Annotated in this window: 28 protein-coding genes and 1 riboswitch; of the genes, 6 read left to right on the top strand and 22 right to left on the bottom strand. The window is 73.7% G+C overall.

Features of this window, described 5'->3' with window-relative positions:
* The first annotated feature begins 80 nt into the window (after positions 1-80).
* Positions 81-314: a hypothetical protein gene (locus tag ACY34I_RS24385; RefSeq protein WP_187413612.1), complete on the top strand. Its 234-nt coding sequence runs from the start codon at positions 81-83 to the stop codon at positions 312-314.
* Between the two features lie 130 nt (positions 315-444).
* Here the strand turns inward: ACY34I_RS24385 and pheT are convergent, their stop codons facing one another.
* The 10 genes from pheT to ACY34I_RS24335 form a co-directional block, all read right to left on the bottom strand.
* Positions 445-2,994 (bottom strand): phenylalanine--tRNA ligase subunit beta, encoded by a 2,550-nt coding sequence (pheT, locus tag ACY34I_RS24380; RefSeq protein ID WP_462757354.1) that lies wholly within the window; start codon positions 2,992-2,994, stop codon positions 445-447.
* Between the two features lie 37 nt (positions 2,995-3,031).
* Positions 3,032-4,120: a phenylalanine--tRNA ligase subunit alpha gene (pheS, locus tag ACY34I_RS24375; RefSeq protein ID WP_462757353.1), complete on the bottom strand. Its 1,089-nt coding sequence runs from the start codon at positions 4,118-4,120 to the stop codon at positions 3,032-3,034.
* A 179-nt stretch (positions 4,121-4,299) separates the two neighbouring features.
* Positions 4,300-5,175: a TrmH family RNA methyltransferase gene (locus tag ACY34I_RS24370; protein WP_462757352.1), complete on the bottom strand. Its 876-nt coding sequence runs from the start codon at positions 5,173-5,175 to the stop codon at positions 4,300-4,302.
* A gap of 32 nt (positions 5,176-5,207) precedes the next feature.
* The gene (gene rplT, locus ACY34I_RS24365; protein WP_046564689.1) at positions 5,208-5,600 is read right to left on the bottom strand and encodes a 50S ribosomal protein L20; all 393 of its coding nucleotides are present in this window, start codon (positions 5,598-5,600) and stop codon (positions 5,208-5,210) included.
* A gap of 32 nt (positions 5,601-5,632) precedes the next feature.
* Positions 5,633-5,827, bottom strand: coding sequence for a 50S ribosomal protein L35 (gene rpmI / locus ACY34I_RS24360; RefSeq protein WP_073835294.1), 195 nt, complete (start codon positions 5,825-5,827; stop codon positions 5,633-5,635).
* A 19-nt stretch (positions 5,828-5,846) separates the two neighbouring features.
* The gene (gene infC / locus ACY34I_RS24355) at positions 5,847-6,482 is read right to left on the bottom strand and encodes a translation initiation factor IF-3 (RefSeq protein WP_462757351.1); all 636 of its coding nucleotides are present in this window, start codon (positions 6,480-6,482) and stop codon (positions 5,847-5,849) included.
* 401 nt (positions 6,483-6,883) lie between these two features.
* A complete protein-coding gene (locus ACY34I_RS24350; protein ID WP_462757350.1) occupies positions 6,884-7,348 on the bottom strand; it encodes a PH domain-containing protein in 465 nt (154 codons plus the stop codon).
* 76 nt (positions 7,349-7,424) lie between these two features.
* Complete coding sequence (locus ACY34I_RS24345) at positions 7,425-8,396, bottom strand: DMT family transporter (protein WP_462757349.1); 972 nt, start codon at positions 8,394-8,396, stop codon at positions 7,425-7,427.
* Positions 8,384-9,229 (bottom strand): ATP phosphoribosyltransferase, encoded by an 846-nt coding sequence (hisG, locus tag ACY34I_RS24340; protein WP_148799173.1) that lies wholly within the window; start codon positions 9,227-9,229, stop codon positions 8,384-8,386. The genes ACY34I_RS24345 and hisG overlap by 13 nt, the downstream gene beginning before the upstream one ends.
* Positions 9,230-9,275: 46 nt before the next feature.
* A complete protein-coding gene (locus ACY34I_RS24335) occupies positions 9,276-9,539 on the bottom strand; it encodes a phosphoribosyl-ATP diphosphatase (protein ID WP_148799171.1) in 264 nt (87 codons plus the stop codon).
* Between the two features lie 161 nt (positions 9,540-9,700).
* Between ACY34I_RS24335 and ACY34I_RS24330 the strand changes: the two genes are divergently transcribed.
* Genes ACY34I_RS24330 through ACY34I_RS24320 form a run of 3 tightly spaced genes read left to right on the top strand, consistent with a single transcriptional unit; the run spans position 9,701 to position 12,166 of the window.
* A complete protein-coding gene (locus ACY34I_RS24330; protein ID WP_462757348.1) occupies positions 9,701-10,579 on the top strand; it encodes an ABC transporter substrate-binding protein in 879 nt (292 codons plus the stop codon).
* The gene (locus tag ACY34I_RS24325) at positions 10,576-11,421 is read left to right on the top strand and encodes an amino acid ABC transporter permease (RefSeq protein ID WP_148799167.1); all 846 of its coding nucleotides are present in this window, start codon (positions 10,576-10,578) and stop codon (positions 11,419-11,421) included. Before ACY34I_RS24330 ends, ACY34I_RS24325 begins: the two co-directional genes overlap by 4 nt.
* 1 nt (position 11,422) lies before the next feature.
* A complete protein-coding gene (locus ACY34I_RS24320; protein WP_462757347.1) occupies positions 11,423-12,166 on the top strand; it encodes an amino acid ABC transporter ATP-binding protein in 744 nt (247 codons plus the stop codon).
* A gap of 117 nt (positions 12,167-12,283) precedes the next feature.
* On the opposite strand, the gene ribH is transcribed toward ACY34I_RS24320, so the two are convergent.
* The 7 genes from ribH to rpe all read right to left on the bottom strand — a co-directional run bounded on the left by ribH (position 12,284) and on the right by rpe (position 18,481).
* Positions 12,284-12,784 (bottom strand): 6,7-dimethyl-8-ribityllumazine synthase, encoded by a 501-nt coding sequence (gene ribH / locus ACY34I_RS24315; protein ID WP_148799162.1) that lies wholly within the window; start codon positions 12,782-12,784, stop codon positions 12,284-12,286.
* A gap of 2 nt (positions 12,785-12,786) precedes the next feature.
* Entirely contained in the window at positions 12,787-14,052 is a 1,266-nt protein-coding gene (locus ACY34I_RS24310; protein ID WP_462757346.1) for a bifunctional 3,4-dihydroxy-2-butanone-4-phosphate synthase/GTP cyclohydrolase II, read from the bottom strand.
* The gene (gene pnuC / locus ACY34I_RS24305; protein WP_462757345.1) at positions 14,049-14,744 is read right to left on the bottom strand and encodes a nicotinamide riboside transporter PnuC; all 696 of its coding nucleotides are present in this window, start codon (positions 14,742-14,744) and stop codon (positions 14,049-14,051) included. The genes ACY34I_RS24310 and pnuC overlap by 4 nt, the downstream gene beginning before the upstream one ends.
* Positions 14,744-15,361 carry a riboflavin synthase gene (locus ACY34I_RS24300; protein WP_462757344.1) on the bottom strand — a complete coding sequence of 206 codons (618 nt, stop codon included), beginning with the start codon at positions 15,359-15,361 and terminating at the stop codon, positions 14,744-14,746. The genes pnuC and ACY34I_RS24300 overlap by 1 nt, the downstream gene beginning before the upstream one ends.
* The gene (gene ribD, locus ACY34I_RS24295) at positions 15,362-16,423 is read right to left on the bottom strand and encodes a bifunctional diaminohydroxyphosphoribosylaminopyrimidine deaminase/5-amino-6-(5-phosphoribosylamino)uracil reductase RibD (RefSeq protein WP_148799154.1); all 1,062 of its coding nucleotides are present in this window, start codon (positions 16,421-16,423) and stop codon (positions 15,362-15,364) included.
* A gap of 166 nt (positions 16,424-16,589) precedes the next feature.
* Positions 16,590-16,761, bottom strand: a riboswitch (FMN riboswitch).
* Between the two features lie 81 nt (positions 16,762-16,842).
* Positions 16,843-17,907: a GGDEF domain-containing response regulator gene (locus ACY34I_RS24290; protein WP_187413610.1), complete on the bottom strand. Its 1,065-nt coding sequence runs from the start codon at positions 17,905-17,907 to the stop codon at positions 16,843-16,845.
* Entirely contained in the window at positions 17,801-18,481 is a 681-nt protein-coding gene (gene rpe / locus ACY34I_RS24285) for a ribulose-phosphate 3-epimerase (protein ID WP_462757343.1), read from the bottom strand. The genes ACY34I_RS24290 and rpe overlap by 107 nt, the downstream gene beginning before the upstream one ends.
* A 423-nt stretch (positions 18,482-18,904) precedes the next feature.
* On the opposite strand from rpe, the gene ACY34I_RS24280 reads away from it, so the two are divergent.
* Positions 18,905-19,792 carry a septum formation family protein gene (locus ACY34I_RS24280; protein ID WP_462757342.1) on the top strand — a complete coding sequence of 296 codons (888 nt, stop codon included), beginning with the start codon at positions 18,905-18,907 and terminating at the stop codon, positions 19,790-19,792.
* Positions 19,793-19,843: 51 nt separating this feature from the next.
* On the opposite strand, the gene ACY34I_RS24275 is transcribed toward ACY34I_RS24280, so the two are convergent.
* From ACY34I_RS24275 to ACY34I_RS24255, 5 genes are all read right to left on the bottom strand, one after another.
* Positions 19,844-21,574 carry a M28 family metallopeptidase gene (locus tag ACY34I_RS24275; protein ID WP_462757341.1) on the bottom strand — a complete coding sequence of 577 codons (1,731 nt, stop codon included), beginning with the start codon at positions 21,572-21,574 and terminating at the stop codon, positions 19,844-19,846.
* A 270-nt stretch (positions 21,575-21,844) separates the two neighbouring features.
* Positions 21,845-23,521 (bottom strand): RsmB/NOP family class I SAM-dependent RNA methyltransferase, encoded by a 1,677-nt coding sequence (locus ACY34I_RS24270; RefSeq protein WP_462757340.1) that lies wholly within the window; start codon positions 23,519-23,521, stop codon positions 21,845-21,847.
* Positions 23,518-24,444 (bottom strand): methionyl-tRNA formyltransferase, encoded by a 927-nt coding sequence (gene fmt / locus ACY34I_RS24265; RefSeq protein WP_462757339.1) that lies wholly within the window; start codon positions 24,442-24,444, stop codon positions 23,518-23,520. Before fmt ends, ACY34I_RS24270 begins: the two co-directional genes overlap by 4 nt.
* 4 nt (positions 24,445-24,448) lie before the next feature.
* Entirely contained in the window at positions 24,449-25,009 is a 561-nt protein-coding gene (gene def, locus ACY34I_RS24260) for a peptide deformylase (protein ID WP_148799141.1), read from the bottom strand.
* Positions 25,010-25,198: 189 nt separating this feature from the next.
* On the bottom strand, positions 25,199-26,182 hold the full coding sequence (locus tag ACY34I_RS24255) for an AAA family ATPase (protein ID WP_462757338.1): 984 nt from the start codon (positions 26,180-26,182) through the stop codon (positions 25,199-25,201).
* A 28-nt stretch (positions 26,183-26,210) separates the two neighbouring features.
* On the opposite strand from ACY34I_RS24255, the gene ACY34I_RS24250 reads away from it, so the two are divergent.
* Complete coding sequence (locus ACY34I_RS24250) at positions 26,211-26,354, top strand: hypothetical protein (RefSeq protein WP_462757337.1); 144 nt, start codon at positions 26,211-26,213, stop codon at positions 26,352-26,354.
* Positions 26,355-26,421: the final 67 nt, after the last annotated feature.

Genomic DNA, 26,421 nt, shown 5'->3' with positions numbered 1-26,421 from the left:
CAGCCCAGCCACCGCTAGGCGGAGAGCGAAACATCCGAACCGCTCAACTATGAGCAACGAGTAGGAAGCAGAATACCGAGATGGACTTCCTACTCGCCTTCGCGGTGACCGGGCTGGCGGCCTCGGGCGGCTGGATCGCCTGGGCCGCCGTCCGGAGCTGGTCCCGCATCCGCGACCGTCGGCACGAGCTGCGGCTGGCCCGCGCCCGGGCGGCGGCGGACATCCGCCGGGCCGAACTGGCCGCGCAGGTCCGCGAGATCGAACTCGCCAATGAGACCTACCAGGACTTCGTCCGGCGCCACCCCGAACGCTGAGCGCCGAGCCCGGAGCCCGACCGGGCGCCACCCGGCACGTCCGAGGCGCGGTCAGCGGGCACTCCACTTCTGGCGCGGGTCAACAGGGGCCCCTTCTCCGCAGGGTGGCGAAGGGGCCCCTTCCTGATCCTCAGGCGCCGCGGAGCGTGGCGCCGAAGCGGCGCGCCGCCTCGGCCACCGCCGCGTCCCGGGCGGCCACCGCCTCCTCGACGGTGAGCGTCCGGTCCGGCGCCCGGAACGTCAGCTTGTACGCCAGCGACTTGCGGCCCGCGCCGAGCTGGTCGGAAACGTACACGTCGAAGAGCCGCACGTCCTCCAGCAGGTCGCCGGACCCCGCCACGAGGGCCCGCTCGACCTCGTCCGCCGGCACCGCGTCGTCCACCACCAGCGCCACGTCGATCAGCGCGGGCGGGAAGGTGGAGATGGCCGGGCCGGCCACCATCGGCGCCGGGGGCAGCGCGTCCAGGTCCAGCTCCATGACGCTGGTGCGGCGCGGCAGCTCCAGCGCGGCCACCACGGCCGGGTGCAGCTCACCGGCGTGCCCGACGACCGTGCCGTCCACCAGCAGCTCGGCGCAGCGACCGGGGTGCCAGGGGGCGTACTCGGCGGCCCGGACGGTGACCCGGTCGGCCGGGATGCCGGCGGCGTCCAGGACGGCCCGGCCGGCCGCGACCGCGTCCGCCCAGCCGGCCGCCCGACCCGGGCCCCACCAGCCGGCCGGCTCGATCTCGCCGGTGAGCGCCACGGCGACGTGCCGCGGCTGGTCCGGCACCACCGCGTCGGCGGCGGCGAACTCCTCGTCGGTCGGCCGCCGGTCCACGCCCATCGCCGGCGGGGTGCCGGCGCCGGGACGCGGGTGGAACACCGTGCCGATCTCGTAGATCGCCACGTCGCGCAGGCCCCGGCTCACGTTGCGCTTGAGGATGCCGAGCAGCGGGCCGAGCAGCGTGGTGCGCAGCAGCGGCTGCTCCTCGGAGAGCGGGTTCGCCACCCGCACCGCCCGGCGGCGCGGGTCGTCGGCGGGCAGACCGAGCTGGTCGGCGAGCTCCCCGGCGACGAACGGGTGGGCGAGCACCTCCACGTACCCGCGCTCGGCGAGCGACCGGGCGACCGCCCGGCGGCGCTGCTGCGGCGCGGTGAGGCCGCGGCCGGGTGGTGCGGTGGGCAGCACCGACGGCACCCGGTCGTACCCGTCGAGGCGGACCACCTCCTCGACCAGGTCGGCCGGGTCGGTGAGGTCGGGCCGCCAGCTCGGCGGCGTCACGGTGAACACCTCGCTCCGGCCGGCGGCGGCCACCCCGACCTCGCCCGGGTCCTCGCCGAGCCGGTCAGCGCCCCGGTCGACCGTGCAGCCGACCTGCTCCAGCAGCTCGACCACCCGCTCCGGGGCGTACGTCACCCCGACCCGCCGGGACGCCAGGTCCGCCGGCAGGGTGACCGGGGTACGCGGCCGGACGTGGTCGATGTCCAGGATCTCCGCGCCGACCGTGCCGCCCGCGTGCTCGGTGAGCAGCCGGACCGCCTTCTCCAGCGCGACCAGCGGCAGGGCCGGGTCGACGCCCCGCTCCCAGCGCTTCGCCGCCTCGCTGAACAGCTTGTGCCGGCGGGCGGTGCGGCCGACCATGGCCGGGTCCCAGTGCGCCGCCTCGAAGAGCACGTCGGTGGTGGAGGCGACCACCTCACTGGTCTCGCCCCCCATCACGGCGGCGAGCGAGATCGGACCCATCTCGTCGCAGATCACCATGTCCTCGGCGGACAGGGTGCGCTCGACGCCGTCCAGGGTGGTCAGCTTCTCCCCCGGCTCGGCCCGGCGGACCACCAGCGGGCCGCGGATCCGGTCCGCGTCGAAGGCGTGCATCGGCTGGCCGAGTTCGAGCATCAGGTAGTTGGTGATGTCGACCGGCAGCGAGATGCTGCGGACGCCGGCGACGGTGAGTCGCTGCTGCATCCAGCCGGGCGTCTGCGCGGTCGGGTCGACGCCGCGCACCATCCGGGCGGCGAACCGGTCGCAGCCGACCGGGTCCCGCACGTCGACCGGGTACGCCGGCTCGGCGGTGGCGCCGGGCGCCGGGACGTCGGCCGGGTCGCGGAACGGCACCCCGAGGGCGTGCGACAACTCGCGGGCGATGCCGCGCACGCTGAGCGCGTACCCGCGGTCGGGGGTGATCTCCATCTCGACCACGACGTCGTCGAGGCCGACCACCGGCCGGGCGTCGTCGCCCGGCTTGGCCGGGGTGTCCTCGGGCAGCACGATGATGCCCGCGTGGTCGTCGCCCAGGCCCAGCTCCTTCGCGGAGCAGATCATGCCGTTGGAGTTGCGCCCGTACGTCTTGCGTGCGCCGATGGCGAAGTTGCCGGGCAGCACGCCGCCGGGGAGGATCACCACCACCCGGTCGCCGGGGGCGAAGTTGCGCGCCCCGCAGATGATCTCCTGCGGCTCGCCGGTGCCGTTGGCGGCGCCGACGTCGACCTTGCAGAACCGGATCGGCTTCTTGAAGCCGGTCAGCTCCTCGATCTCCAGGACCTCACCGACCACCAGCGGGCCCTGGACGGTCTCCCGCAGGTCCACGATGGAGTCGACCTCGATGCCCAGGTCGACCAGCGCCTGCTCCAGGTCGCCGGCGGGCAGGTCGGCGGGGAGGTCGACGTACTCCCGCAGCCAACTGACAGAAACTCGCATGACTGTTAACCACCGTCTCCGTAGCTCGTGGCGCCGATCAGGCCCCGAACGCGCGGGTGAACCGCACGTCGCCCTCGGCCATGTCCCGCATGTCGCTGACCCCGTGCCGGACCATCACGGTCCGGTCGATGCCCATGCCGAAGGCGAATCCGGAGTAGACCTCCGGGTCGATGCCGCAGGCGCGCAGCACCCGCGGGTTGACCATGCCGCAGCCGCCCCACTCGACCCACTGCGGCCCGTCCCGGTGCTCCGGGAACCAGACGTCGAACTCGGCCGACGGCTCGGTGAACGGGAAGTAGTGCGGCCGCCAGCGGGTCTTCGCGCCCTCGCCGAACATCGCCTGGGCGAAGTGGTCCAGCGTGCCGCGCAGGTGCGCCATGGTGATGCCCTTGTCCACCACCAGGCCCTCGACCTGGTGGAAGACCGGCGCGTGGGTGGCGTCCAGCTCGTCGGTGCGGTAGACCCGGCCGGGCACGACGACATAGATCGGCGGCTTGCGGGTGAGCATGGTGCGCGCCTGCACCGGCGAGGTGTGGGTGCGAAGAACAAGGCCCGAGCTCGCTTCGCCGGCGGCGACGGAGCCCTCCTGCGGGGCGATGTGGAAGGTGTCCATCAGGCCGCGCGCCGGGTGGTCGGCGGGGATGTTGAGCGCGTCGAAGTTGGTCCACTCCAGCTCGACCTCGGGACCCTCGGCGATCTCGTAGCCCATCCCGATGAACAGGTCGCTGATCTGCTCCATCAGCACGGTCAGCGGGTGGCGGGCGCCGCGCGGCCGGCGGTCGTAGGGCAGGGTCACGTCGACCCGCTCCTCGACCAGCACCCGCTCGGCCTGCTCCCGCTCCAGCGTCGCCTGCCGGGCGGCGTACGCGGTCTCGATGGCGCGACGGGCCTCGTTGACCCGCTTGCCGGCGTCGGCCTTCGCGGCCGGCGGCAGCGCGCCGATCTCCCGGCGGGCGAGCGAGACCGGGGCCCGGTCGCCGAGGTGCGCGGGGCGCAACGCGTGCAGCGCGTCCGGGTCGGTGGCGATGGCGAACGCCTTCTCGGCCTCGGCCACGGCCTCGGCCAGGGCGTCCGGGTCGAGCAGGGCGACCTGCTTCGGGTCGTACGGATCGTTGCGGTAGCTCATGGCGTACGGGCACTCCCTCACGGCGGCGCCGGCCCTCACGGGCGGCTAGGCGAGTCTACGGACGCGCGGCTTCGCCGCAGCCCGCCGGTGGGAGGTACGCAGGAGGAAGGGTCACGCCCGCCGCCCGCCGACACCGGCGGGCTGGCTAAACGAACGCCGTGGCGCGTTCATCATCCGGACTACTCCCCTGCTGTGTGACCGCGCGGACCCGAGGGTCGGCGCAGTGCTCTCGCTGAAGCGTACAGGCACACGGCCGCGGCCGCAGCCAGGTTCAGGCTCTCGGCGCGCCCGTGCAACGGCACCCGGACCCGGACGTCGGCCGCCTCGGTCAGCTGCCGGGGCAGGCCGTGCGCCTCGGAGCCGAAGAGCCAGGCGGTGGGGGTGGCGAGCCGACCGGCGTCGGCCAGGTCGTCGAGATCGCTGTCGCCGTACCCGGTGGTGGCCAGCACGGCCAGCCCGGCGGCCCGCAGCGCGTCGACCGCCTGGGCCGGGTCGGGGGCGCGCACCACGTCGACGTGGAAGAGGCTGCCGGCGGAGGCCCGCACGCACTTGCCGTTGTACGGGTCGACCGCGTCCCCGGCGAAGACCACCGCGCCCGCGCCGGCCGCGTCGGCGGTGCGCAGCACGGTGCCGGCGTTGCCCGGGTCGCGGATCTCGGCGAGCACCGCGACCAGGCGTGGCCCGCGCGCGAGGGCCTTGTCGAGGGGTACGTCGAGGTGCCGGCAGACGGCGACCAGGCCCTGTGGGGCGACGGTCTCGGCGAGCGCCGTGAGGGCCTCCTCGGTGACCTCGGACACGGGCACGTCGGCCCGGGCGGCCTCGGCGGCGAGGTCGGCGTACCGGTCGAGGGCGGTCGGCGTGCCGAACAGCTCGACGACCGTTCCGGCGCGGCCCAGGGCCTCCCGGACGGCCTGCGGACCCTCGGCCAGGAATCGGCCGGTGGCCTCGCGGTCCCGGCGGCGCTGGAGCCGGCGGGCGGCGACGACGCGGGGCGTACGCGGGGTGAACGGGCCGGGAACAGCGTCGAGGCGCCTCCCGCGCGACGGTGACTGCATGGGAGACGCCTCGATCTGCTGGTGCGGGTGGGTCAGGCGGCCTGGGCCGCGGCGCCACCGGTGCCCTCGGCCGCCACGGCGGCGCGGGCCAGCTCGACGATCGCGGCGAACGCCGCGGCGTCGTTGACGGCCAGGTCGGCCAGGATCTTGCGGTCGACCTCGATGCCGGCCAGGCGCAGGCCCTGGATCAGCCGGTTGTAGGTCAGGCCGTTGGCCCGGGCGCCGGCGTTGATCCGCTGGATCCAGAGCTGCCGGAAGTCGCCCTTGCGGTCGCGACGGTCCCGGTAGGCGTACTGCATCGAGTGCAGCACCTGCTCCTTGGCCTTGCGGTAGAGGCGGGAGCGCTGACCGCGGTAGCCGCTCGCGGTCTCCAGCAGGGTACGACGCTTCTTCTGGGCGTTCACAGCCCGCTTGACGCGTGCCATCTCAACTCCTTCTTCGGTTCAGGTGGCGCGCGTCAGCGGCCGAGCAGCTTCTTGATTCGCTTCACGTCGGCCTTGGCCAGCTCGACGGTGCCGGTCAGCCGGCGGGTCTGGGTGGAGGCCTTCTTCTCCAGGTTGTGGCGGAGGCCGGCCTGCTGGGCAACGATCTTGCCCTTGCCGGTCACCTTGACCCGCTTGCCCATACCCGTGTGGCTCTTCATCTTCGGCATGTGGAACGTCTCTCCCCTGTTACTGGCCGCTGGTGTCAGCGGTCGTGCCGGTCTCACCGGCTGCTGCGGTCTCGCCGGCCTCCGGAGCGACGGATTCCTCCGCGGTCCGCTCCCGGGGCGCCCCGCCCCGGGAGGCCGTCGCGGCGACCGCGGCGGCCTTGGTGGCGCGGTGCGGCGCGAGCACCATGATCATGTTGCGGCCGTCCTGCTTCGGCGCGGCCTCGACGTACCCCAGCTCCGAGATCTCGGACTCGAGCCGGCGCAGGAGCCGGTAACCCAGCTCCGGGCGGCTCTGTTCGCGACCGCGGAACATGATCGTCACCTTGACCTTGTCGCCGGCCTTGAGGAACCGCACCACGTGACCCTTCTTGGTCTCGTAGTCGTGCGGGTCGATCTTCGGCCGGAGCTTCATCTCCTTGATGACGGTCTGCTGCTGGTTACGCCGCGCTTCGCGCGCCTTCAGTGCGCTCTCGTACTTGAACTTGCCGAAGTCCATGAGCTTGCACACCGGCGGGCGCGCCATCGGCGCAACCTCGACCAGGTCCAGGTCGACGTCCGCGGCCAGCTGCAGGGCGCGCTCCAGCGGGACGATGCCCACCTGCTCACCCTCAGGGCCGACCAGTCGGACCTCACGTGCCCGGATCTGCTCGTTCACGCGTGGTTCGACGCTGATGGGGCCTCCTCGAGTCGAGTCTCCTACGGTGCCGACTCCGCGGGCTCCCGGGCGGGAGCCGACCCGGAAAGCAGAAGGCCCCGGCACATGCCAGGGCCCGCTCGACCGGTCGGCACGATCACATGATCGCGCATCCGGCGCCGGGACGTGCCCGGAACCGGTGACCGGACCCGGCCGCCGCGTGGCGACTCGGGTGGGAGCAGGCGCTCCGCTTCGGGACCACCACGCGTCAGGGACGGGGGCAGTCTGGTCGACTCAGCAACACTACACCCTCGCCCCACCGTCCCCAAACCCGCCCCGGGCTGGTCGGATCGGCACACGGGCCGTTCATTCCGGGCAGGAGCGCCCAACCGGGAATCTGCGGTCTCGATCCCGACGCCGGGTCAGCGGGAGGTGTGGGTGAGGGCGGCCAGGTGGTCCTGGTGCAGGCGGCGCAGGGCACGCACTCCCTCGACCGCCCGCTCCTTGTCGGCGGCCTGCAGGGCGACCATCGGCAGCAGGTCGTCGTCGTGCAGTTCCAGGCTGGCCCAGGGGGCGCCCCGGTCGAAGCGGACCCCGCGGACCACCTCCCAGGGCAGCTCGTACGAGCCGATCACGTTGCGCACCCGGACGCCCTTCGCGTCGGCCACCACCCGGGGGCGGGTGAACAGCAGGATGCCCAGGGCCCCGAGGACGCCCAGCCCGATCATGGCCAACTGGTCGCCCCGCTGGAACGAGCCGTAGCCGTCGCCGGTGGCCCCGGTGAGGGAGGTGGCCACCAGGCTGAACACCACCAGCAGGGTGGCCGCCGACGCCCAGCACACCACCCGGATCCGCCGCGGCCGCACGGTCACCACCGAATCGCTCACGCCGCCGCCTCGCTCCGCTCCGCAGCGGCGCGAGGCGCCACGCTACTGAGCCTGATGGTTCGCTCGCTCCGCTCGCTCACGTGACCAGTCTGCCATCCGGCTCGGGCGAGCGGTCCGCTGCCACACGGGTCGGTGTCCGTCGTCGTACGCCTGCGAGCAGCACCGCCACGGCGGTGAGCGCCGCGCCGGCCAGCACCGGCAGCCGCGTGCCGGCCCCGCCGGGCAGCGCCACGTCCAGCACCAGGGCACCGCCGAGCTGCCCGGCGACCAGCGCCAGGCCGGTCCGCAGCACCCCGGCCGCCCGGACGCCCACCAGCAGGGCGAGCACGATGCCGACCCCGAGCAGGCCGCCGATGTAGAGCCACCACTGCCCGGGCCAGGCGGGTCGGACAGCGAACGCCCCGACCACGACCGCGACCGCCAGGATCACCGGCGTGCTGACGGCGAAGTTGACCGCGAGCCCCGCTGCGGTGCTGCTCGCGGCGGAGACCCGGCCGTTGAGCGCGGACTGCAGCGCCACCGCCAGGCCACCGGCGACCGCGAGCAGCACCAGTCCGACGGCCAGGTCGCCGACCGGGCGGCCGAGCTGGGCGAGGGTCACCGCACCGACGCCGAGCAGCGCCCCGGCGACCCGGGGCAGGGTGAGCGGCAGCCGCCCCGCCGGGGACAGCCCGACCCGGTCCACGCCCAGGCCACCGAGGCTGCCGCCGGCGACCTGGGCGATGGTGAACACGGCCACCCCGAGCACCGGCACCAGGTACGTGCCGATCACCACGATCGCCGCGCCGCCGAGCCCGCCCAGGTAGGCCCACCAGGGCAGGCCGCCGCGCCGCAGCGTGGCCAGCCCGGCCCGCATCGACGGGACGGCGAACAGCCCGACCAGGATCAGCAGGCAGCCGCCGAGGTTGTTGACCACCGCGCCGAGCACCGGGTTGCCGGTTCGCGCCCCCAGCTCGGAGTTGACCACGCCCTGCGCGGCCGAGGCCACCCCGCCGAGGACGACCACGCACAGGGCGGCCGGCGCCGGCAGGGCCCTCACAGCCGGCACGCGTGGATGTTGGTGACCAGGATGGCCCGCGCGCCCAGCTCGTACAGCTCGTCCATGATCCGGTGCACGTCGTCGCGCTGGACCATCGCCTGCACGGCCACCCAGCCCTCCCGGTGCAGCGGGGAGACGGTCGGCGACTCGATGCCGGGGGTCAGCGTGCTGGCCCGGTCGAGCAGGCCGGCCGGCACGTCGTAGGCGAGCATCACGTAGCGCCGGGCGACCAGCACCCCGTGCAGCCGGCGCAGCAACTGCTCCTGCTGCGCGGAGCCGGGCGCGCCGGCCCGGCGGACCAGCACCGCCGACGAGCGCAGCAGCGGCTCGCCGAAGACCACCAGGCCCGCCTGGCGCAGGGTGGCACCGGTCTCCACCACGTCGGCGACCACGTCGGCCACGCCGAGGCGGATGGCGTTCTCCACCGCGCCGTCCAGGCGGATCACCTCGGCCTTGACGCCCAGCTCGGCCAGGTGCCGCTCCACCAGCCCGGGGTACGCGGTGGCGATCCGGTGCCCGCCGAGCTGCTGGACGGAGGCCACGTCGTCGGGGCGGGCGGCGAAGCGGAAGGTGGCCCGGCCGAAGTTCAGGTCGACGACCTCCTCGGCCGGCGCGCCGGAGTCGACCAGCAGGTCCCGCCCGGTGATGCCGACGTCGAGGTCACCGGAGCCGACGTAGGTGGCGATGTCCTTGGGGCGGAGGTAGAAGAACTCGATGTCGTTGGGCTCGTCCCGGCAGACCAGGTCCTTCGGGTCGGTGCGCTGGCGGTAGCCCGCCTCGCGCAGCATCTGGGCGGCCGACTCGGCCAGGGCGCCCTTGTTCGGTACGGCGACACGCAGCATGACGGAGTGCTCCTTCGATCGATCAGGTGATCAGCGGACGGGGCACTCACAGATGTCGGTAGACGTCCCTGAGCTCGAGACCGGTGGCGAGCATCAGCACCTGGGCCTGGTAGAGCAGTTGGGAGATCTCCTCGGCGGCCCGCTCCGGCCCCTCGTGCTCGGCGGCCATCCACGACTCGGCCGCCTCTTCGACCACCTTCTTGCCGATGAAGTGCACCCCCTTCTCGAGCGCGGCGACCGTGCCCGAGCCCGGGGTGCCGGCGGCGGCCTTGGCCTGCAGCTCGGCGAACAACTCCTCGAACGTCTTCACGGAAGGCGATTCTTCCAGCCGCCCCGGGTGACCACGCGCGCCGGGGCCGCGTCGTCCCATCCCCGGCCGTCGGCGAGCGCGACGGCGACCTGCGCGGATTCCCCATCTGACTGGTGGGACACCCTTCGGGGGAACGCGAGGGACTCTCTACGCTGTCGGCCATGGCCAGCAGCAGCCCACGGGGCATCGCGCTCACCCTCGCCGCCGTCACCGCCGTCGCGGTGACCGGCTGCGCGCCCCAGGACGACGGAAAGACCACCACCGCCACCCCCACCGGCAGCGCCGCGGCGTCCTGCGCCAAGGGGAGCCTGCCCACGCGGACGCCGGGCAAGCTCACCATCGCGACGGACGAGCCGGCGTACGAGCCGTGGTTCCGCGAGAACAAGCCGGAGAGCGGCGAGGGCTTCGAGTCCGCCGTCGCGTACGCGGTGGCGCAGCAGCTCGGGTACGCCCGTGAGGACGTCACCTGGGCCCGGGTGAAGTTCGATACGGCGATCGCCCCCGGCCCGAAGAACTTCGACTTCGACATCAACCAGTTCTCCGTCACCGAGGAGCGCAAGCGGGCGGTGGACTTCTCCACGCCCTACTACCTGGTGCGGCAGACGGTGATCGCGCTCAAGTCGTCGAAGATCGCCGGGAAGAAGACGTTGGCCGACCTGAAGGACGCCACCCTCGGCGCCCAGGTCGGCACCACCAGCTACCAGGCGATCACCGACGTGATCAAGCCGACTCGGCAGCCGCGCGTCTACAACAGCAACGACGACGCCAAGAAGGCGCTGCAGAACGGCCAGCTCGACGGCCTGGTGGTGGACCTGCCGACCGCCTTCTACATCACCGGGGCCGAGCTCACCGACGCCACCATCGTGGGTCAGGTGCCGCAGGTCGGCGCGCCCGAGGCGTTCGGCCTGCTGCTCGACAAGAACTCCCCGCTCACCCCCTGCGTCAACGCGGCGGTCGAGCAGCTCGGCGACGCCGGCACCCTGAAGCAGTTGGAGCAGAAGTGGCTCGCCCAGGTGGCGGGAGCGGCCGAGCTGACGTGAGCCTGGCGCAACACACCCCGTCACCGGCGCAGCAGCGGCGGGCCGCGTACCGGCGCCGCCAGACGATCCGGAGCGTGCTGGTCGCCGCCTCCTCCACGGCGGCGCTCGGCACGCTCCTGGTCCTCGCCGTCACCGGCGCGCCCGGCTGGGACCGGGTCCGCGAGTCGTTCCTGGACCCCGGGATCGCCCGGGACGCCCTGCCGGCGGTGCTGTCCGGGCTGTGGCTGAACATCCGGCTGCTGGTCTGCTGCGCCGCCGGCGCGCTGCTGCTCGGCCTGCTGATCGCGCTGCTGCGGACGCTGCGCGGCCCGGTCTTCTTCCCGGTACGCGCGCTCGCCGCCGGCTACACGTACACCTTCCGCGGGCTGCCGCTGATCATCGTGCTGTACGTGCTCACCCTCGGCGTGCCCGGGTTGCGCCTGCAGGGGATGCCGTCGGTGCTGGTGCTCGGCGGGCTCGCGCTGGTGCTCACCTACGGCGGCTACCTGGCGGAGGTGTTCCGGGCCGGCATCGAGTCGATCCACCCGAGCCAGCTCGCCGCCGCCCGGTCGCTCGGCCTGACCTACCGGCAGACCATGCGACACGTGGTGCTGCCGCAGGCCGTGCGGCGGGTCGCCCCGCCCCTGCTCAACGACGTGGTGGCGCTGCAGAAGGACGTCGGCCTGGTCTCCCTGGCCGGGCCGATCGACGCCGTCCGGGCCGCCCAGATCTCCACCGCGGAAACCTTCAACTACACCCCGTACATCCTGGCCGGGGTGCTGTTCGTGCTGATGGCCATCCCGCTGATCGCGGTCACCGACTGGGTGACGCTGCGCTCGGCCCGACGCCAGTCCGGAGGCTGAGATGCCCGTGCTGACCTGCCGCGGACTGCGCAAGGAGTTCGGCGACCACGTGGTGCTCGACGGGCTCGACCTGACCGTCGAGGAACACCAGGTGGTGGCGCTGATCGGGGCGTCCGGGTCGGGCAAGTCGACCCTGCTGCGCTGCGTCAACCTGCTGGAGGAACTGGACGACGGGATCATCGAGCTGGACGGGGAGGAGATCTCCGACCCCCGGGTCGACCCCGACCTGGTCCGCCGCCGGATCGGGATGGTCTTCCAGTCGTACAACCTCTTCCCGCACCTGACCGTGCTGGAGAACGTCACGCTCGCCCCGCGCAAGGTGCACCGGCGGGTCCGGGCCGAGGCCGAGACGCAGGCCCGGGAGCTGCTCGACCGGGTGGGGCTGGGCGCGAAGGCGGACGCCTATCCGGACCGGCTCTCCGGCGGGCAGCAGCAGCGGGTGGCGATCGTGCGGGCGCTGGCCAACTCCCCCCGGCTGATGCTGCTCGACGAGGTCACCTCGGCGCTGGACCCGGAGCTGGTCGGTGAGGTGCTGGCGATGATCCGGGACCTGAAGGCGGACGGGATGACCATGGTGCTGGCCACCCACGAGATGGGCTTCGCCCGCGAGGTCGCCGACCAGGTGTGCTTCCTGGACGGGGGCACGGTGGTGGAGGCCGGGCCACCGGCGCAGGTGCTCGGCGAGCCGACGCAGCCGCGTACCCGGCAGTTCCTCCGCCGGATCATCGAGGCCGGCCGGCTCTGACGCCGCCGGCCAGGTCGGCTCCACGTCGCCGACGTGGCGGTGTCGGAGGGTGCCGGACACCGCCACCTCGGCGAACCGGCGTCGATCAGCCGCGGCCGACCACGCGACCCGGGCGGGTCAGGCGCCGAAGCCGAGCCGGTGGCCGTTGATCGCGTCGAGGCCACGGATGGCCAGGGCGGCGTCCAGCGCCGCGACGGTGGCCGCCCAGCCCTTGTCCTCCGCCGAGCCGGGCAGCCCGGCCCGGTCCCGCGCCTGCTCGATGGTCTCCACGGTGAGCACCCCGTGCGCCACCGGCTTGCCCTCGTCGAGCGCGACCCGGGTCAGCCCCTCGGTCACCGACTTGCAGACGTAGTCGAAGTGGGCCGTGGCGCCGCGGACCACCACGCCGAGGGCGACCACCACGTCGTACCGGCGAGCCATCGCCTGGGCCACCACGGGCAGCTCCACCGAACCGGCCACCCGGGCCACCACGGCCCGCGCGCCGCACGCCTCGGCGGCGGCGACCGCCCGGTCGACCATGTGGTCGGTGAGGTCGCCGTGCCAGCGCGCGGCCACCACGCCGACGGTCAGCCCGGCCGCGTCCACCGAGGTGACGCCCGGTTCCCCGAAACCCGCCATGTCTACGCTCCGATCTCGTCGCCGGCGACCGGGCGGCCCATCGGCGCCTCGGTCACCTCGTCCAGCCCCTCCAGGAGGTGGCCCATCCGGTCCCGCTTGGTCCGCAGGTAGCGCACGTTCTCCGGGTTCGACCGCACGGGCAGCCCCTCGCGGCCGCTCACGGTGAGGCCGTACCCCTCCAGGCCGGCCCGCTTGGCCGGGTTGTTGGTCAGCAGCCGCATCGAGCGCACGCCGAGGTCGTAGAGGATCTGCGCGCCGGTGCCGTAGTCCCGGGCGTCGGCGGGCAGCCCCAGGTCGAGGTTCGCGTCCACGGTGTCCCGGCCCTGGTCCTGGAGCTGGTACGCCCGCAGCTTGTGCAGCAGGCCGATGCCGCGCCCCTCGTGCCCGCGCACGTAGAGCACCACCCCGCGGCCCTCCTGGGCCACCCGGGCCAGGGCGGCCTGCAACTGCGGGCCGCAGTCGCAGCGCAACGAGCCGAAGACGTCCCCGGTGAGGCACTCGGAGTGCACCCGGACCAGCACGTCCCGCCCGTCGCCGAGGTCGCCCATGACCAGCGCGACGTGCTCGGCCGGGTCGTGTTCGCTGCGGTAGCCGAGCGCCCGGAACACCCCGTACGGGGTGGGCATCCGCGCCTCGGCGACCTGCTCCACCTGCTTCTCGGTGCGCCTCCGGTAGGCGATCAGGTCGGCGATGGTGACCAGCGTCAGCCCGTGCTCGGCGCAGAACTTCTCCAGGTCGGGCAGGCGCATCATGGTGCCGTCGTCGTTGACCAGCTCGCACAGCACCCCGGCCGGGCGCAGCCCGGCCAGCCGGGTCAGGTCGACCGCCGCCTCGGTGTGCCCGGGCCGGCGCAGCACCCCGCCCTCCCGGGCCCGCAGCGGCACCACGTGCCCGGGACGGGCCAGGTCGGTCGGGTCGGTCGCCGGGTCGGCGAGCAGCCGGATGGTGTGCGACCGGTCGGCGGCGGAGATCCCCGTGCTGACCCCCTCCCGGGCGTCCACGGTCACCGTGTACGCGGTGCCCCGCCGGTCCTGGTTGGTGTGGTGCATGGGCGGCAGGTCCAGCCGGTCGCACTCGCTCTCGGTCAGCGGCGCGCAGATGTAGCCGGACGTGTAGCGGACCATGAACGCGACCAGCTCCGGGGTGGCCAGCTCGGCCGCGAAGATCAGGTCGCCCTCGTTCTCCCGCTCCTCGTCGTCGACCACGACGACGGGCCGACCGGCGGCGATGTCCGCCACCGCCTGCTCGATGGAACCAAAGCTGGTCATGCCACGGCCTCCGAGTACGTCGGCGGGATCTCACTGCGGGCGGGCGGGGTGGCCCGGGAGGCGCGCCACCAGGCGGCCAGCCCGGCCACGCAGAACCCGCCGTAGACCAGGTACATGGCGGCCGACGGGTAGAAGCCGCCGCGCAGCAGCAACGGCACGCCGACCGCGTCGACGGCGATCCAGACCAGCCAGAACTCCACCCAGCCGCGGGCCATGCCGTAGGTGGCGAGCAGGCTGCCGACCAGGATCCAGGCGTCCGGCAGCGGCCCCCACGAGCCGAGCGCGGCCAGCACCGGATACGCGGCCGCGGTGCCGGCCACCGCGGCGGCGAGCAGGCCGAGCCGCTCCGGCCAGGTGGCCCAGCGCGGGTCGACCGCGGGCTGCTCCCCAGCACCGGCGCGACGGTTGCGGGACCAGCGCCACCAGCCGTACACGCTCACCGCGAAGAAGAAGACCTGCCGGCCGGCCTGGCCGTAGAGGTCGTGCGCCTGCGGCGTGGCGAAGACGCCGCCGAGGAAGACGGTGAACAGCAGCGCGTTGCCGATCATGCCGATCGGCCAGGCCCAGACCAGCCGCCGCAGCCCGAACAGCGCCGAGGCGAGACCGAAGACGTTGCCGACGATCTCCCGGACCAGCACCGGCGAACCGGCGACCTGGACCTGGGCGTCGAGCAGCCAGCCGAGCGGGCCCATCAGCGGTCACCGCCCGGGCCGGTCGCGCCCCCGGCGAGCAGCCGCTCGACGTACTTGGCCAGCACGTCCACCTCGAGGTTCACCGGGTCGCCGGGCCCCTTGGCGCCGAGCGTGGTGAGCTTGAGGGTGGTGGGGATCAGCCCGACGGCGAACCAGTCGTCGCCGACGTCGGCGACGGTCAGCGAGACGCCGTCGACGGTGATCGAGCCCTTCTCCACCACGTACCGGGACAGCGCGGCGGGGAGCCGGAAGCGGACCGTCTCCCACTGGGCGGCCGGCTCCCGGGAGATGATCTCGCCGACCCCGTCGACGTGCCCCTGCACCAGGTGCCCGCCGAGCCGGCTGCCGAGCGCGGCGGCCCGTTCCAGGTTGACCGGCTCGCCCGGGCGCAGCGCACCGAGCGCGGTGCGCCGCAGGGTCTCCCCCATCACGTCGGCGGTGAAGACGCCGCCGTCGACGTCGACCACGGTCAGACAGACCCCGTTGACGGCGATGGAGTCGCCGTGTCGGGCGTCCGAGGTGACCAGCGGGCCACGGATGGCGACCAGCGCGGAGTCGCCCCCGGTCTCAGTGGTCCGGACGACCTCGCCCAGCTCCTCGACGATGCCGGTGAACATTCAGCCCTCCCTCTTTCGGGGCAGCGCGGTGATCCGCAGGTCGGGGCCGACCTGCGTAACGTCGGTGATCTCCAGATCGATGGCGTCGGCGATGGTGGTCACGCCCGCGTCGAGCAGCGCGGTCGGGCCGGCGCCGAGCAGCTTCGGCGCGACGTACCCGACGACCTTGTCGACCAGGCCGGCGGCGAGGAACGCGCCGGCCAGCCGCGGACCACCCTCCAGCAGGGCGGCCCGCACGCCGCGGTGGTGCAGCTCGGCGAGCAGCGCCGGCAGGTCCACCCGGCCGTCCGGGCCGGCCCCGACCTCCGCGGCGGTGGCGATCCAGGTCCGCGCGGCGCCGTCGCGGACCCGGGCGTCGGCCGGGGTACGCCCCGAGCTGTCCACCACCACGCGCAGCGGCTGCCGGATGGCCAGGGTGCCGTCGCGCAGGTTGCGGGCGGTGAGCCGGGGGTCGTCGGCGAGCACGGTGCCCACCCCGGCGATCACCGCGTCGACGGTGCCGCGCAGCGCGTGCACGTCGATCCGGGCGGCCTCCGAGGTGATCCACATGCTGGTGCCGTCGGCGGCGGCGGAGCGTCCGTCCAGGGTGGCGGCGTACTTCCAGATCAGGTAGGGCCAGCCACGGCGCATGGAGGTGAGCCAGGCGATGTTGCCGGCCTCGGCCTCCTCGGCGCGTACCCCGACCTCGACCTCGATCCCGGCGGCGCGCAGGGTGGCCGCGCCGCCGGAGGCGACCGGGTTGGGGTCCGGGACGGCGACCACCACTCGGGCGACGCCGGCCGCGATGAGCGCGTGGCTGCAGGGGCCGGTGCGGCCGGTGTGGTCGCAGGGCTCCAGGGTGACCACGGCGGTGCCGCCGCGGGCCCGGGTGCCGGCCTGGGCGAGGGCGACGATCTCGGCGTGCGGGCCGCCGGCGTACGCGTGGAATCCCTCGCCGACGATCTCGCCGTCGGGATCGAGGAGCACGCAGCCGACCACCGGGTTGGGGCTGGTGGTGCCGAGACCCCGGGCGGCCAGCGCGATCGCGCGACGCATCGCCTCGTCGACGGAGACGCTCGCCATCGCCTGCCCCTGCCCTCTCACTCGCCGGTCGCGCGCGGGCGGGGCTGGGAGTCGGCACGGATGCCGCGGACACGCGGCGGCGGAGATCCGGGGACGGCGCAGCCGACCCCGGGAAGCCCGCGCGGCGGCTGAGGGTGTCAGCGGCCGGCAGGGGCCTCCCCGTCCCGCGCGCTGTCTCCCATCCGGACTGTCTGGGGGCGGACGAGCCGCACCCCAACCGTCGGCCCCGGATTCTCACCAGGTCCACCGGGCGGCACAGCCGTCCGGGTCGCGGGCTTACCACGGTCGGACCGTGGATCACCGCCGGTTCGGAATTTCACCGAGCCCCGCCAGCGCGTGGTGGGTACATCGGAAGTCTTACACGCGGGGTGGGGGGCCGCGCCACAGAGGCGAGGTACCTCACAGGGAAGACCGCACGATCACGTAACTCCACGCCTGCGGTCGACCGCGACGTACGACCCGGGTTGGCTCTTGGCGACCGACTTCATCTCGGAGGCGACGGCGATCGCCTCCAGGGGGTTGGTGAACCGCTTGCCGGGATCGGAGAGGGAGACCCCGATGGAGAGGGTGACCAGGGCGGCCCGGCGGATGTTGCCCCGCCGGTCCTTCAGCTCGACGAAGCCGCGTTCCCGGTCGATCGGGTCGTAGAGCGCGTCGGCCGACTTCTCGAAGTCCTCCACCGCCCGGAAGGTCAGCGGACGCACCTGCTCGGGGGTGCAGACGATGACGAAGTCGTCGCCGCCGACGTGGCCGAGGAAGGCCGGCGGCAGGCCGATCGAGACGACCGCCCGGTGCAGGCTGCGGGCCAGGGCGGAGATGAACTCGTCGCCACGACTGAAGCCGTACCGGTCGTTCACGCTCTTGAACCGGTCGATGTCGATGTATCCGACGGCGTAGTCGGCGCCGTTGCGCACCCGGTCGCTGATCTCCCGCCGGATCCGGCTGTTGCCGGGCAGCCCGGTCAGCGGGGAGACCTCGCGGAACTCCTTGTTGCGCCGCAGCGTGGAGCTGACCCGGGCGACCAGTTCGGCGGTGTCGAAGGGCTTGACCAGGTAGTCGTCGGCGCCGGCGCTGAGGCCGTTGACCTTGTCGGAGGTCATCCCCTTGGCGGTCAGCATGATCACCGGCAGGGCCGAGGTCATCGGGTCGGCGCGCAGCCGCCGGGTCAACTCCAGGCCGTCGATCCGGGGCATCATCAGGTCCACCACGGCCAGGTCGGGGCGCTGCTGCTCGATGACGTCCAGGGCCTCCTGGCCGTCGCTGGCGTGCAGCACCTCGAAACCGTGCAGGCGCAGGTTGAACTCGACGAAACGGGCGATGTCCTCGTCGTCGTCGACGACCAGGATGATGTCGGGTCGCTCGCCGGCCGGATCCACGTCAGGCCCCGGAGGCCGCGCGTTCCGCCATCGAGCGCAGGCGGCGTACCGCCTCGGCGGGGTCGTCGGCGCCGTAGACCGCGGTGCCGGCGACGAAGGCGTCGGCACCCGCCGCGGCGGCCTGCTCAATGGTGTCGGCCGCGATCCCGCCGTCGACCTCGATCCGCAGCTCCAGGTGACCGCTGTCGACGTGCCGCCGCGCGGTGCGCACCTTGTCGAGCAGTTGCGGGATGAACCGCTGGCCACCGAAGCCGGCCTTGATCGTCATGATCAGCAACGTGTCGAAGCTGGGCAGCAGCTCCAGGTACGGCTCGATCGGGGTGTCCCGGTCGATCGCCAGCCCCGCCTTCGCGCCGGCCGAGCGGAGGTCCTTGGCCAGCGCCACCGGGTCGTCGCACGCCTCGGCGTGGAAGGTGACGTTGTACGCGCCGGCGTCGGCGTACCCGGGCGCCCACCGGCGCGGGTCCTCGATCATCAGGTGCACGTCGAAGGGCAGCTCCGTCGCCGCGCGCAGGCTCTGCACCACCGGCAGCCCGATGGTCAGGTTCGGCACGAAGTGGTTGTCCATCACGTCCACGTGCAACCAGTCGGCGGCGTGCTCGACGGCGCGGACCTCGTCGGCGAGGCGGGCGAAATCGGCGGCCAGGATGCTCGGCGCGACGATCGGCGGCGGTACGGTCACCGGGCCAGTGTACGAACGCGGTCACCCGCCGTCCGCAGCGCGGCACCGACGGAGACTCGGCGTGATCCGACGGTGACCGCCGGTGCCGCATCGGCCCGCCCCGCACGGGAACGGCACGAAGAGCCATTCACCACTGGCCGAACGATCGGCAGGCGACGACACTCCAACCGGGACGGTCACCGGAACCGCACGCCCGACCGCGGGGGATCCGCCCGGGCCGCGGCGACTGACCCGCTCGATGCGCGGGGTCGGCCCGGAGGGACTACCCGTCAGCTGAGCCCCGTTGCCGTATGCTGCACCGCCGTGGCGTGAGGTGTGAGAAGGGTCCCTCCTTGACGCCTCCGGTGGAGAAGGGTCCCCTTCCCACCAGCACGCGACGGTCGGCGCCCGAGCCGACCACGACGACGGGGAGGTCGGTGCGCGATGCGGCGATGGGGGACGGCGCTCGCCGTCGGCGTGACGGCGGCGCTGGCGCTGGCCGGGTGCGGTACGGCCGGGGTGGACGGGGACCTGGCCGACGACTGGTCGGCCTTTCCGGCCGCCAAGACCTTCGTGCCCGAGGCCGGGGTCTGCCACCCCACGATCCAGGACGTCGGATACCTCAGCGGCTACAACCCGGTCGACTGCACCGCCTCGCACCGCAGCGAGACCCTGCACGTGGGCACGCTGACCGGCCCGGACGCCGACCGGGGCGCGCCCCCGCGCGTCGGGTCGGCGGGGATGCGGACCGCGCACGCGGAGTGTGACCGGCAGGTCAGCAAGGCGGTCGGGGCCGATTGGCGGTCCGGGCGGCTCCAACTCGCCGTCGTCTTCCCCTCGGCGCTGGCCTGGACCGGCGGGGCTCGCTGGTTCCGCTGCGACCTGGCCGAGGTGGCCAGCCTGGACGACCGCAGCGTGACGGCCCGCTCCGCCAGCCTGCGCGACGCCCTCGCGACGGGATCCCCACTGGCCCTCGGCTGCTACAACCCGAAGCTCGTCAAGGACGACATCGAGGAGATGCTTCCGGTCGCCTGCACGGCCAAGCACCACGCCGAGTTCGTCGGGGTCTACCAGTTCCCCGACATCACGTACGCCGAGTTCAAGCGCACCTCGCTGCGCGCGCACAAGTCGTGCCAGGGGCTGATCGCGAAGTACGTCAAGGTGCCGAACAACAACGACATGCAGTACCGGGCCGGCACGATCATCTACCACCCCTTCGAGGAGGAGTGGTCGAACGGTGACCGGGGCGTGCAGTGCTTCCTGTGGGTGTCGGACCGCACCCTCACGAAGTCGCTGAAGGGCGCCGGCAGCAAGGCCCTGCCGGTCCGGTGAGCCGCGCGGGGCGGGGCCGACCCGGTCGGTCGGCCCCGCCCCGTCGACCGGTCAGCCGACCTGCAGCGTCACGTCGTCGAGGACGAAGCTGGTCTGCAGCGAGACGTCCTCCACACCGGTCCACTTCAGCGTCACCGTCTGCCCGGCGTACGCGGCCAGGTTGAAGGTGCGCTGCTGGTAGCCGGCGGCGGCGTTCAGGTTCGAGTACGTCGCCAGCGTGGTCGTGCCGACCTGCACGGTCAGCTTGTCGTACGCCGTCGACGTCGTGGTCTCGGCGGTGTCGATGTGTAGCCAGAACGCGAGGGTGTAGCTGGCGCACCCGGCCGGGAGGGTCACCGACTGCGACAGGGTGTCGGTGTGGCTGCTGCCGTACCCGTCCAGCCACGCCTTGTACGACCCGGTGCGGGCCGCCTGGCCCGACGAGCTGGTGATCACGCCGGAGGTGGCGGTCCACGGGCTGGTGCCGGACTCGAAGCTGCTGTTGCCGATGAGCTGCCCGCCGGCGCAGCCGCCGGTGCCGGTCACGGTGAGGCTGTAGCTGGTGCTGTGGGTGACCGAGCCGGTGCCGGTCACCGTGATGGTCCAGGTGCCGGTGGCGGCGGTCGACGAGGCGGTGACGGTCATCGTGGCCGAGCCGCCCGAGGTGACCGAGGACGGGCTGAAGCTCACCGTCACCCCGATCGGTGCGCCGGAGGCCGACAGGCTGACCGGCTGGGCGCTGCCGCTGGTGGTGGCGGTGCTGACGGTCGCGGTGGTGGTGCCGCCCCGGGCCACGGTGCCCGACGTCGGGCTCACCGAGACGGAGAAGTCGTTGGTTGGGGTGCCGCCGACCGCGAGCTGCCAGATCGCGTACGCGACGCCGTCCGCGCTGCGGTTGAGGATCGTCGCGTTGATGTTGCCGGTGGTGTCGCAGGAGCGGTGGTAGCAGCCGTCGTACGCCGCGCCCGCGGTGCCGCCCCACTTGCTGGCCTGCGCCGTGGTCTTGGTGTAGCTGGCGCCGGCGGCGTAGCCGGAGGTGGGGATGCCGGCGTTGGCGAACGAGTAGTCGTCGGACCGGCCCTGCCCCTCGGTGTTCTCCTCCGGCTGCAGGTTGAGCGAGTCCCAGTACGCCTTCAGCGGGGCGGCCGTGGTGGAGGTCACCCGGTTGATGAAGTAACCGCCGTTGGGCGAGGCGACCATGTCGAAGTTGTAGTAGCCCTTGATGTAGCCCCGCTGGGTGGCGCTGAGCTGGTTGACGTAGAACTTGGAGCCCTGCAGGCCCTGTTCCTCGCCGTTCCACCAGGCGAACCGGACCCGCTTGGTCATGGTCGGGTTCTGCGCGGCGAGCACCAGCGCGTTCTCCAGCAGGGTCGCCGAGCCGGAGCCGTTGTCGTTGATGCCGGGGCCGGCGGAGACGCTGTCCAGGTGGGCGCCGAACATGACCACCTGGTCGGCGGGGCCCTGCGGCCACTCGGCGATCAGGTTGCTGCCGGGGTAGGTGCAGGTGGTGCAGGTCTGTTCGGTGACCGTGTAGCCGGCGGCCTGGAGCCTGCCCTTCACGTAGGCGACCGAGGCGGTGTAGCCGGCCGAACCGGCCCGCCGGTTGCCCCCGTTGTTGGTGGCGATGGTGTTGAGCTGGGTGAGGTGGGCCTGCACGTTGGTCACCGAGATGTCCGGCGCGGCGAGGGCCGGTGCGGCGGCCACCGGCGCGGGGGCGGCGGAGGCGGGCGCGCCGGCCAGGGTCGCCGTCATGGCGGCGAAGAGGGCGAGCGCGGGGCCCGCGGTCGGGGTGCGGCGTCTCATGAGGACTCCTCGTGGGGGTCGGGGCGAGCGGGCGGGGTGACACGACCGGTGGGCTCCGGTGGGAGCGCCGACGTCGACGGACCGGTGACGGGAACAGTGACACGCGTCAATGAATGAAGTCAACGGGGTGTCACAACCGGTGGACGTTCGCCCTCTTTCGCACCTGCCAGCGGAACGGTCGTACCGGCCGACCGGGCACCCCAGAACGGCGCGACCCGGGGCACGCTCGGCGTGCCCCGGGTCGGCGGGGTGGCGATGGTCCGCGCGGGCTCAGCCCTTGCGCAGCACCGCCAGGAACATCGCGTCGGTGCCGTGCCGCTGCGGCCAGAGCTGCACGGTCGGCCCGTCCCCGAGCCCCGGCATGCCCGCCGGCAGCAGCGACCGGGCATCGACGAAGTCGACCGGGAACCCGGCCCGGCGGGACGCCTCGGTCACCGTCACGTGCGTCTCCACCGTGTGCGGCGAGCAGGTCACGTAGGCGACCAGCCCGCCCGGACGGACCGCGCGCAGCGCCGCGGCGAGCAGCTCCCGCTGCAGGCGGGTCAGCGGCGGCAGGTCCGACGGCTGCCGGCGCCAGCGGGACTCGGGCCGCCGGCGCAGCGAACCGAGCCCGGTGCACGGGGCGTCGACCAGCACCCGGTCGAAGTGGCCCTCCGGCAACTTCGGATCCGAGCCGACCGTCCGCCCGTCGGTGTTCAGCACGGTCACCGGCAGACCCCGGGTGGCCTGCGCGACCAGCCGGGCCCGGTGCTCGGCCACCTCCACCGCGGTGAGCCGGGCGCCGCGCTGCGCGGCGAGGGCGCCGAGCAGGCCGGCCTTGCCACCGGGACCGGCGCACAGGTCCAGCCAGCGGCCGTCCGGGCCGTCCAGCGGCGCGACCGCGAGGGCGTTCGCCACCAGCTGGGAACCCTCGTCCTGGACGTGCGCGCGCCCCTCGGCCACCGCCGGCAACTCCCCCGGCGCCCCACCGGGCAGATAGACGGCGTACGGCGAGAAGGCGCCGGGCGCCCCGCCGACCTCGTCGGCCAACTCGACCGGGTCGGCCAGGCCCGGCCGGGCGCACAGGTGCACCGGCGGGCGCTCGTTGTCCTCGATGAGCAGCCGCGCCGTCTCGCCCAGGTCACCGCCGAGCGCCTCGGCGAACGCCCGGACGATCCACTGCGGATGGCTGTACGCCAGCGCCAGGTGGCCGATCGGGTCCGTCTGCTCCGACGGGGCCAGCTTCGCCACCCAGCCGTCGACATCGCGGGTGGCCACCTCGCGGAGCACCGCGTTGGCGAAGCCGGTGGCGCCCGGACCGACCGCCCGGACCAGGTCCACGGTCGAGGAGACCGCCGCGTGCGCCGGAACCCGGGTGTGCAGCAGCTGGTACGCGCCGAGCCGCAGCGCGTCCCGCACCGGCGGATCGATCCGCTGCACGTCCCGGCCGGCGGCGTCGGTGATGATCGCGTCCAGGGTGCCGGTGTGCCGCAGCGTGCCGTAGGTCAGCTCGGTGGCGAACGCGGCGTCCCGGCCGGTCAGCCCCTCGTCGCGCAGCATGGCCGGCAGCACCAGGTTGGCGTACGCGTCGTCCCGGTGCACCGCCGCGATCGCCTGGTACGCCACGTGGCGCGGCAGGTCGACGGCCGGTCGCCCGGGGCGGCGGCCGGGCCGCCGGTCGGCGCCGAAGCGCCCCTCGCGCGGCCGGGCCGGGCGCTCGGCCCGCTCGCCGCCGACCGGCCGGCGGCCTTCCCGGGACCGCTCGGGACCGGCGTACCGCCCCTCGCCGCGCCCACCGCCGGAGCGGCCGGCATCGTCGGACGCGGACCGCGGACCGCGCTCGCCCCCGGCCGAGCGGTCGCCGTCGCGGGGTCGTCCCGCGCGGTCTCCGGCGGACGGCCGGGCCGACCCGCCGCGCGGACCGGCGGCGGAGAAGCGCTCCTCGCGGGGCTCCGACGGCCCCGTCACGCGAACTCCTCGCCGGCGGCGACCCGGACGCCGCGCGCCCAGTCGCTCGCCGACATGGCCTTCTTGCCGGCCGCCCGCACCTCGCCGAGCCGCACCGGCACGGTGGCCGTGCCGGCCAGGACCCGGGACTTCTCGACCAGCAGCTCGCCCGGCTTCAGCTCCGGGCCGTCGGCCACCGGCGTGACCGGGCCGAGCTTCACCCGGTCGCCGCGGAACGTGGTCCACGGGCCGGGGGCCGGGGTGCAGGCCCGGATCCGCCGGTCCACGGCGAACGCCGGATCGGTCCAGCGGACCCGGGCGTCCTCGACGGTCAGCTTCGGCGCCAGGGACACCCCGTCGGCGGGCTGCGGCTCGGCCCGGGCGGTGCCCTCCTCGATCGCGTCGAGGACGGCCACCAGCAGGCCCGCGCCCGCGTGGGCGAGCCGCTCCAGCAGGTCACCGGAGGTGTCGGTGGCGCGGATCTCGTCGGTGACCGTGCCGTACACCGGGCCGGTGTCCAGCCCCGCCTCCAACTGGAAGACGCTGGCGCCGGTCACCTCGTCGCCGTGCAGCACCGCGTGCTGCACGGGGGCCGCGCCGCGCCAGGCGGGCAGCAGCGAGAAGTGCAGGTTGATCCAGCCGGCCCGGGGGATCTCCAGCGCCACCGGCGGCACCAGCGCGCCGTACGCGACCACCGGCACGCAGTCCGGGGCTAGCTCACGGAGCCGGTCCAGGAACTCGGGCTCGCGCGGTTTCGCCGGGGTGAGCACCTCGACGCCGTGCGCGTCGGCCCAGGCGCCGACCGGCGAACGGACCAGGCCCCGACCGCGCCCGGCGGGGGCGTCGGGACGGGTCACCACGGCCAGCAGCTCGTGGCGGGACGCGGCGATGGCGTCCAGGGCGGGGACAGCGACGGCCGGCGTGCCGGCGAAGATCAGGCGCACCCGGTCACCGCCCCAGGCCGAACGGGTTGCCGGCCGCGTGCGGGCTCAGCTTGACGGTCGGCGGGGTGGCCGGGTCGTACCAGTCGGCCTGGCGGATCGCCTTCATGGCCGCCTTCCGGCCGGCCGGGTCGAGGCGGTCGACGAAGAGCACCCCGTCGAGGTGGTCGGTCTCGTGCTGCACGCACCGGGCCATCAGGCCGGTGCCGACGATCTGCAGCGGGTCACCGTAGCCGTTGAAGCCCTTGGCGATGACGTTCTGCCGGCGCTTGGTGTCGAAGTAGAGCCCCGGGATGGACAGGCAGCCCTCCGGGCCGTCCTGCTCCTCCTCGTCGGGGAACTCCAGCACCGGGTTGACCAGGTGCCCGAGGACGTCGTCGACGTCGAAGGTGAACACCCGCAGGCCCACCCCGAGCTGCGGCGCGGCCAGGCCGGCGCCGCTCTGCTCGCGCATCGTGTCGGTCAGGTCGGCGATCAGCTTGCGCAGCTCGGCGTCGAAGTCGACCACCGGGTCGGCCGGCGTGCGCAGCACCGGATCCCCGAACAGACGGATGGGCTGAACGGTCACGCGGAGTGGCTCCTTGTCTGAAACGAGTGGTGCCGCACCAGTCTACGGAGTCGCCACCGGCGCCCCGGCCGGCGTACCGCGATCGGTGCGCGGCGACACGTCGCCCTCCGTGACGACGTCAGCGAGGGCGACGGGCGGGGTCGCGTGGCCGCGCAGGGTGAGCCGGACCCGGCGCTCGGGCGACCCGGCTCAGGCGCCGGCGCCCGGCTCCCCGGCCAGCACCGCGTCCCCGCCGAGCAGGGCGTGCTCGGGCAGCGGCAGCGCGATGCCGTGGGCGGCCGCCCAGTCGTGGATCAGGCTGGGGTTGACCTGGGCGGCGAAGTAGTCGACCGCGCTCATCCCGCCGACGACCGGCTCGTCCACCTCGGCGACCAGCCGGGCGGGCACCAGCGGGAAGCCGCTCTGCAGGGCGGCGCTGAGCCGGCGGTGCCCGTCGACCACGAAGAAGTACTCCCCCGTGTAGCCGATGGTCAGCGGTTCCAGTGCCTCGTCGCCGGCCACGGCCACGTCACCGACGAACTCCGAATCCCACAGGCCCCGCAGGGTGGCGATGTCCTCGGTCGGGTAGACCCGGGCCGGGTCGAGCAGCAGCAGCGGGGGGGCCTCGCGCAGCAGGTCCTCGCCGAGCCGTCCGTCGTACACGTCGATGACGTGCTGGATCACCTGCTCGGGGGTGGCCCGGGTGGTGTCGCAGATCACGTCGTAGTTGCGCAGCCGGGCCTTGTCGACGCCGTACCGGACCAGGAACCGGCCGCGCTCGCTCTCGCTGCGCTCCCGGAGCTTGGCCCGCGCCTCCTCCAGCGAGGTGTAGCTCTCGGCCGGGCCGGACGGGCGGGCCAGCACCCGCCGGGCCGCCTCGCTCGGCTCGGTGATCATGTGCACCTTGAGCGCGTCGGTGAAGAAGTGCCAGGCCAGCCGGGAGTCCATCACCAGGCTCTCGCCGGAGGCGGCGATGTCCCGCTGGAGCTGATCGACGTATCCGTCGACGGCCTGGTCCAGCTCGGCGTGCAGGTTGAGCTGGAGCGCGGTCATCTCACGCTCCTGGGCCATCTGCCGGTAGAGGTCGCCGACGCTGACCCGGCGCAGCCCCAGTCGCTTGGCGATCTCGACGGAGACGGTGCTCTTGCCGCTGCCGAGGTCACCGTTGAAGACGATCGACTGACGAACGGTCACGACTGGTCCACCCCTGATCGCCGGCTGATTGACATCATCGATTTGGCGCCTCGACCACTCCAGCGCGGCGCGGCTGACGCCGCACCCCGACCTGGAGCAGTCGTCCGGCCACCCCAGCTTCGCGCGGCTGGCGCCGCGTCGCGACCTGGAGCAGTCGTACGCCCGGGCATGACGGGCGATGCTACCACTCAGTCTCTACCCATTTGCCGCACGAGGTGTGCGACAAGGCCCTGGTCAAC

Source organism: Micromonospora sp. RTBAU3-60 (assembly GCF_054963695.1).
Note: the sequence above shows the minus strand (reverse complement) of the source record. Positions and strands in the feature narration are given on the sequence as shown.

Excerpts from the sequence above, each read along its gene's own strand:
- ACY34I_RS24300 (WP_462757344.1), bottom strand. The coding sequence starts at position 15,361 with ATGTTCACCGGCATCGTCGAGGAGCTGGGCGAGGTCGTCCGGACCACT.
- ACY34I_RS24330 (WP_462757348.1), top strand. The coding sequence starts at position 9,701 with ATGGCCAGCAGCAGCCCACGGGGCATCGCGCTCACCCTCGCCGCCGTC.
- pheS (WP_462757353.1), bottom strand. The coding sequence starts at position 4,120 with ATGAGCTACCGCAACGATCCGTACGACCCGAAGCAGGTCGCCCTGCTC.
- ACY34I_RS24275 (WP_462757341.1), bottom strand. The coding sequence starts at position 21,574 with ATGAGACGCCGCACCCCGACCGCGGGCCCCGCGCTCGCCCTCTTCGCC.
- ribD (WP_148799154.1), bottom strand. The coding sequence starts at position 16,423 with ATGGCGAGCGTCTCCGTCGACGAGGCGATGCGTCGCGCGATCGCGCTG.
- rpmI (WP_073835294.1), bottom strand. The coding sequence starts at position 5,827 with ATGCCGAAGATGAAGAGCCACACGGGTATGGGCAAGCGGGTCAAGGTG.
- hisG (WP_148799173.1), bottom strand. The coding sequence starts at position 9,229 with ATGCTGCGTGTCGCCGTACCGAACAAGGGCGCCCTGGCCGAGTCGGCC.
- pnuC (WP_462757345.1), bottom strand. The coding sequence starts at position 14,744 with ATGGGCCCGCTCGGCTGGCTGCTCGACGCCCAGGTCCAGGTCGCCGGT.
- ACY34I_RS24370 (WP_462757352.1), bottom strand. The coding sequence starts at position 5,175 with ATGCAGTCACCGTCGCGCGGGAGGCGCCTCGACGCTGTTCCCGGCCCG.
- ACY34I_RS24320 (WP_462757347.1), top strand. The coding sequence starts at position 11,423 with ATGCCCGTGCTGACCTGCCGCGGACTGCGCAAGGAGTTCGGCGACCAC.
- ACY34I_RS24385 (WP_187413612.1), top strand. The coding sequence starts at position 81 with ATGGACTTCCTACTCGCCTTCGCGGTGACCGGGCTGGCGGCCTCGGGC.
- rplT (WP_046564689.1), bottom strand. The coding sequence starts at position 5,600 with ATGGCACGCGTCAAGCGGGCTGTGAACGCCCAGAAGAAGCGTCGTACC.
- ribH (WP_148799162.1), bottom strand. The coding sequence starts at position 12,784 with ATGGCGGGTTTCGGGGAACCGGGCGTCACCTCGGTGGACGCGGCCGGG.
- pheT (WP_462757354.1), bottom strand. The coding sequence starts at position 2,994 with ATGCGAGTTTCTGTCAGTTGGCTGCGGGAGTACGTCGACCTCCCCGCC.
- ACY34I_RS24310 (WP_462757346.1), bottom strand. The coding sequence starts at position 14,052 with ATGACCAGCTTTGGTTCCATCGAGCAGGCGGTGGCGGACATCGCCGCC.
- ACY34I_RS24280 (WP_462757342.1), top strand. The coding sequence starts at position 18,905 with ATGCGGCGATGGGGGACGGCGCTCGCCGTCGGCGTGACGGCGGCGCTG.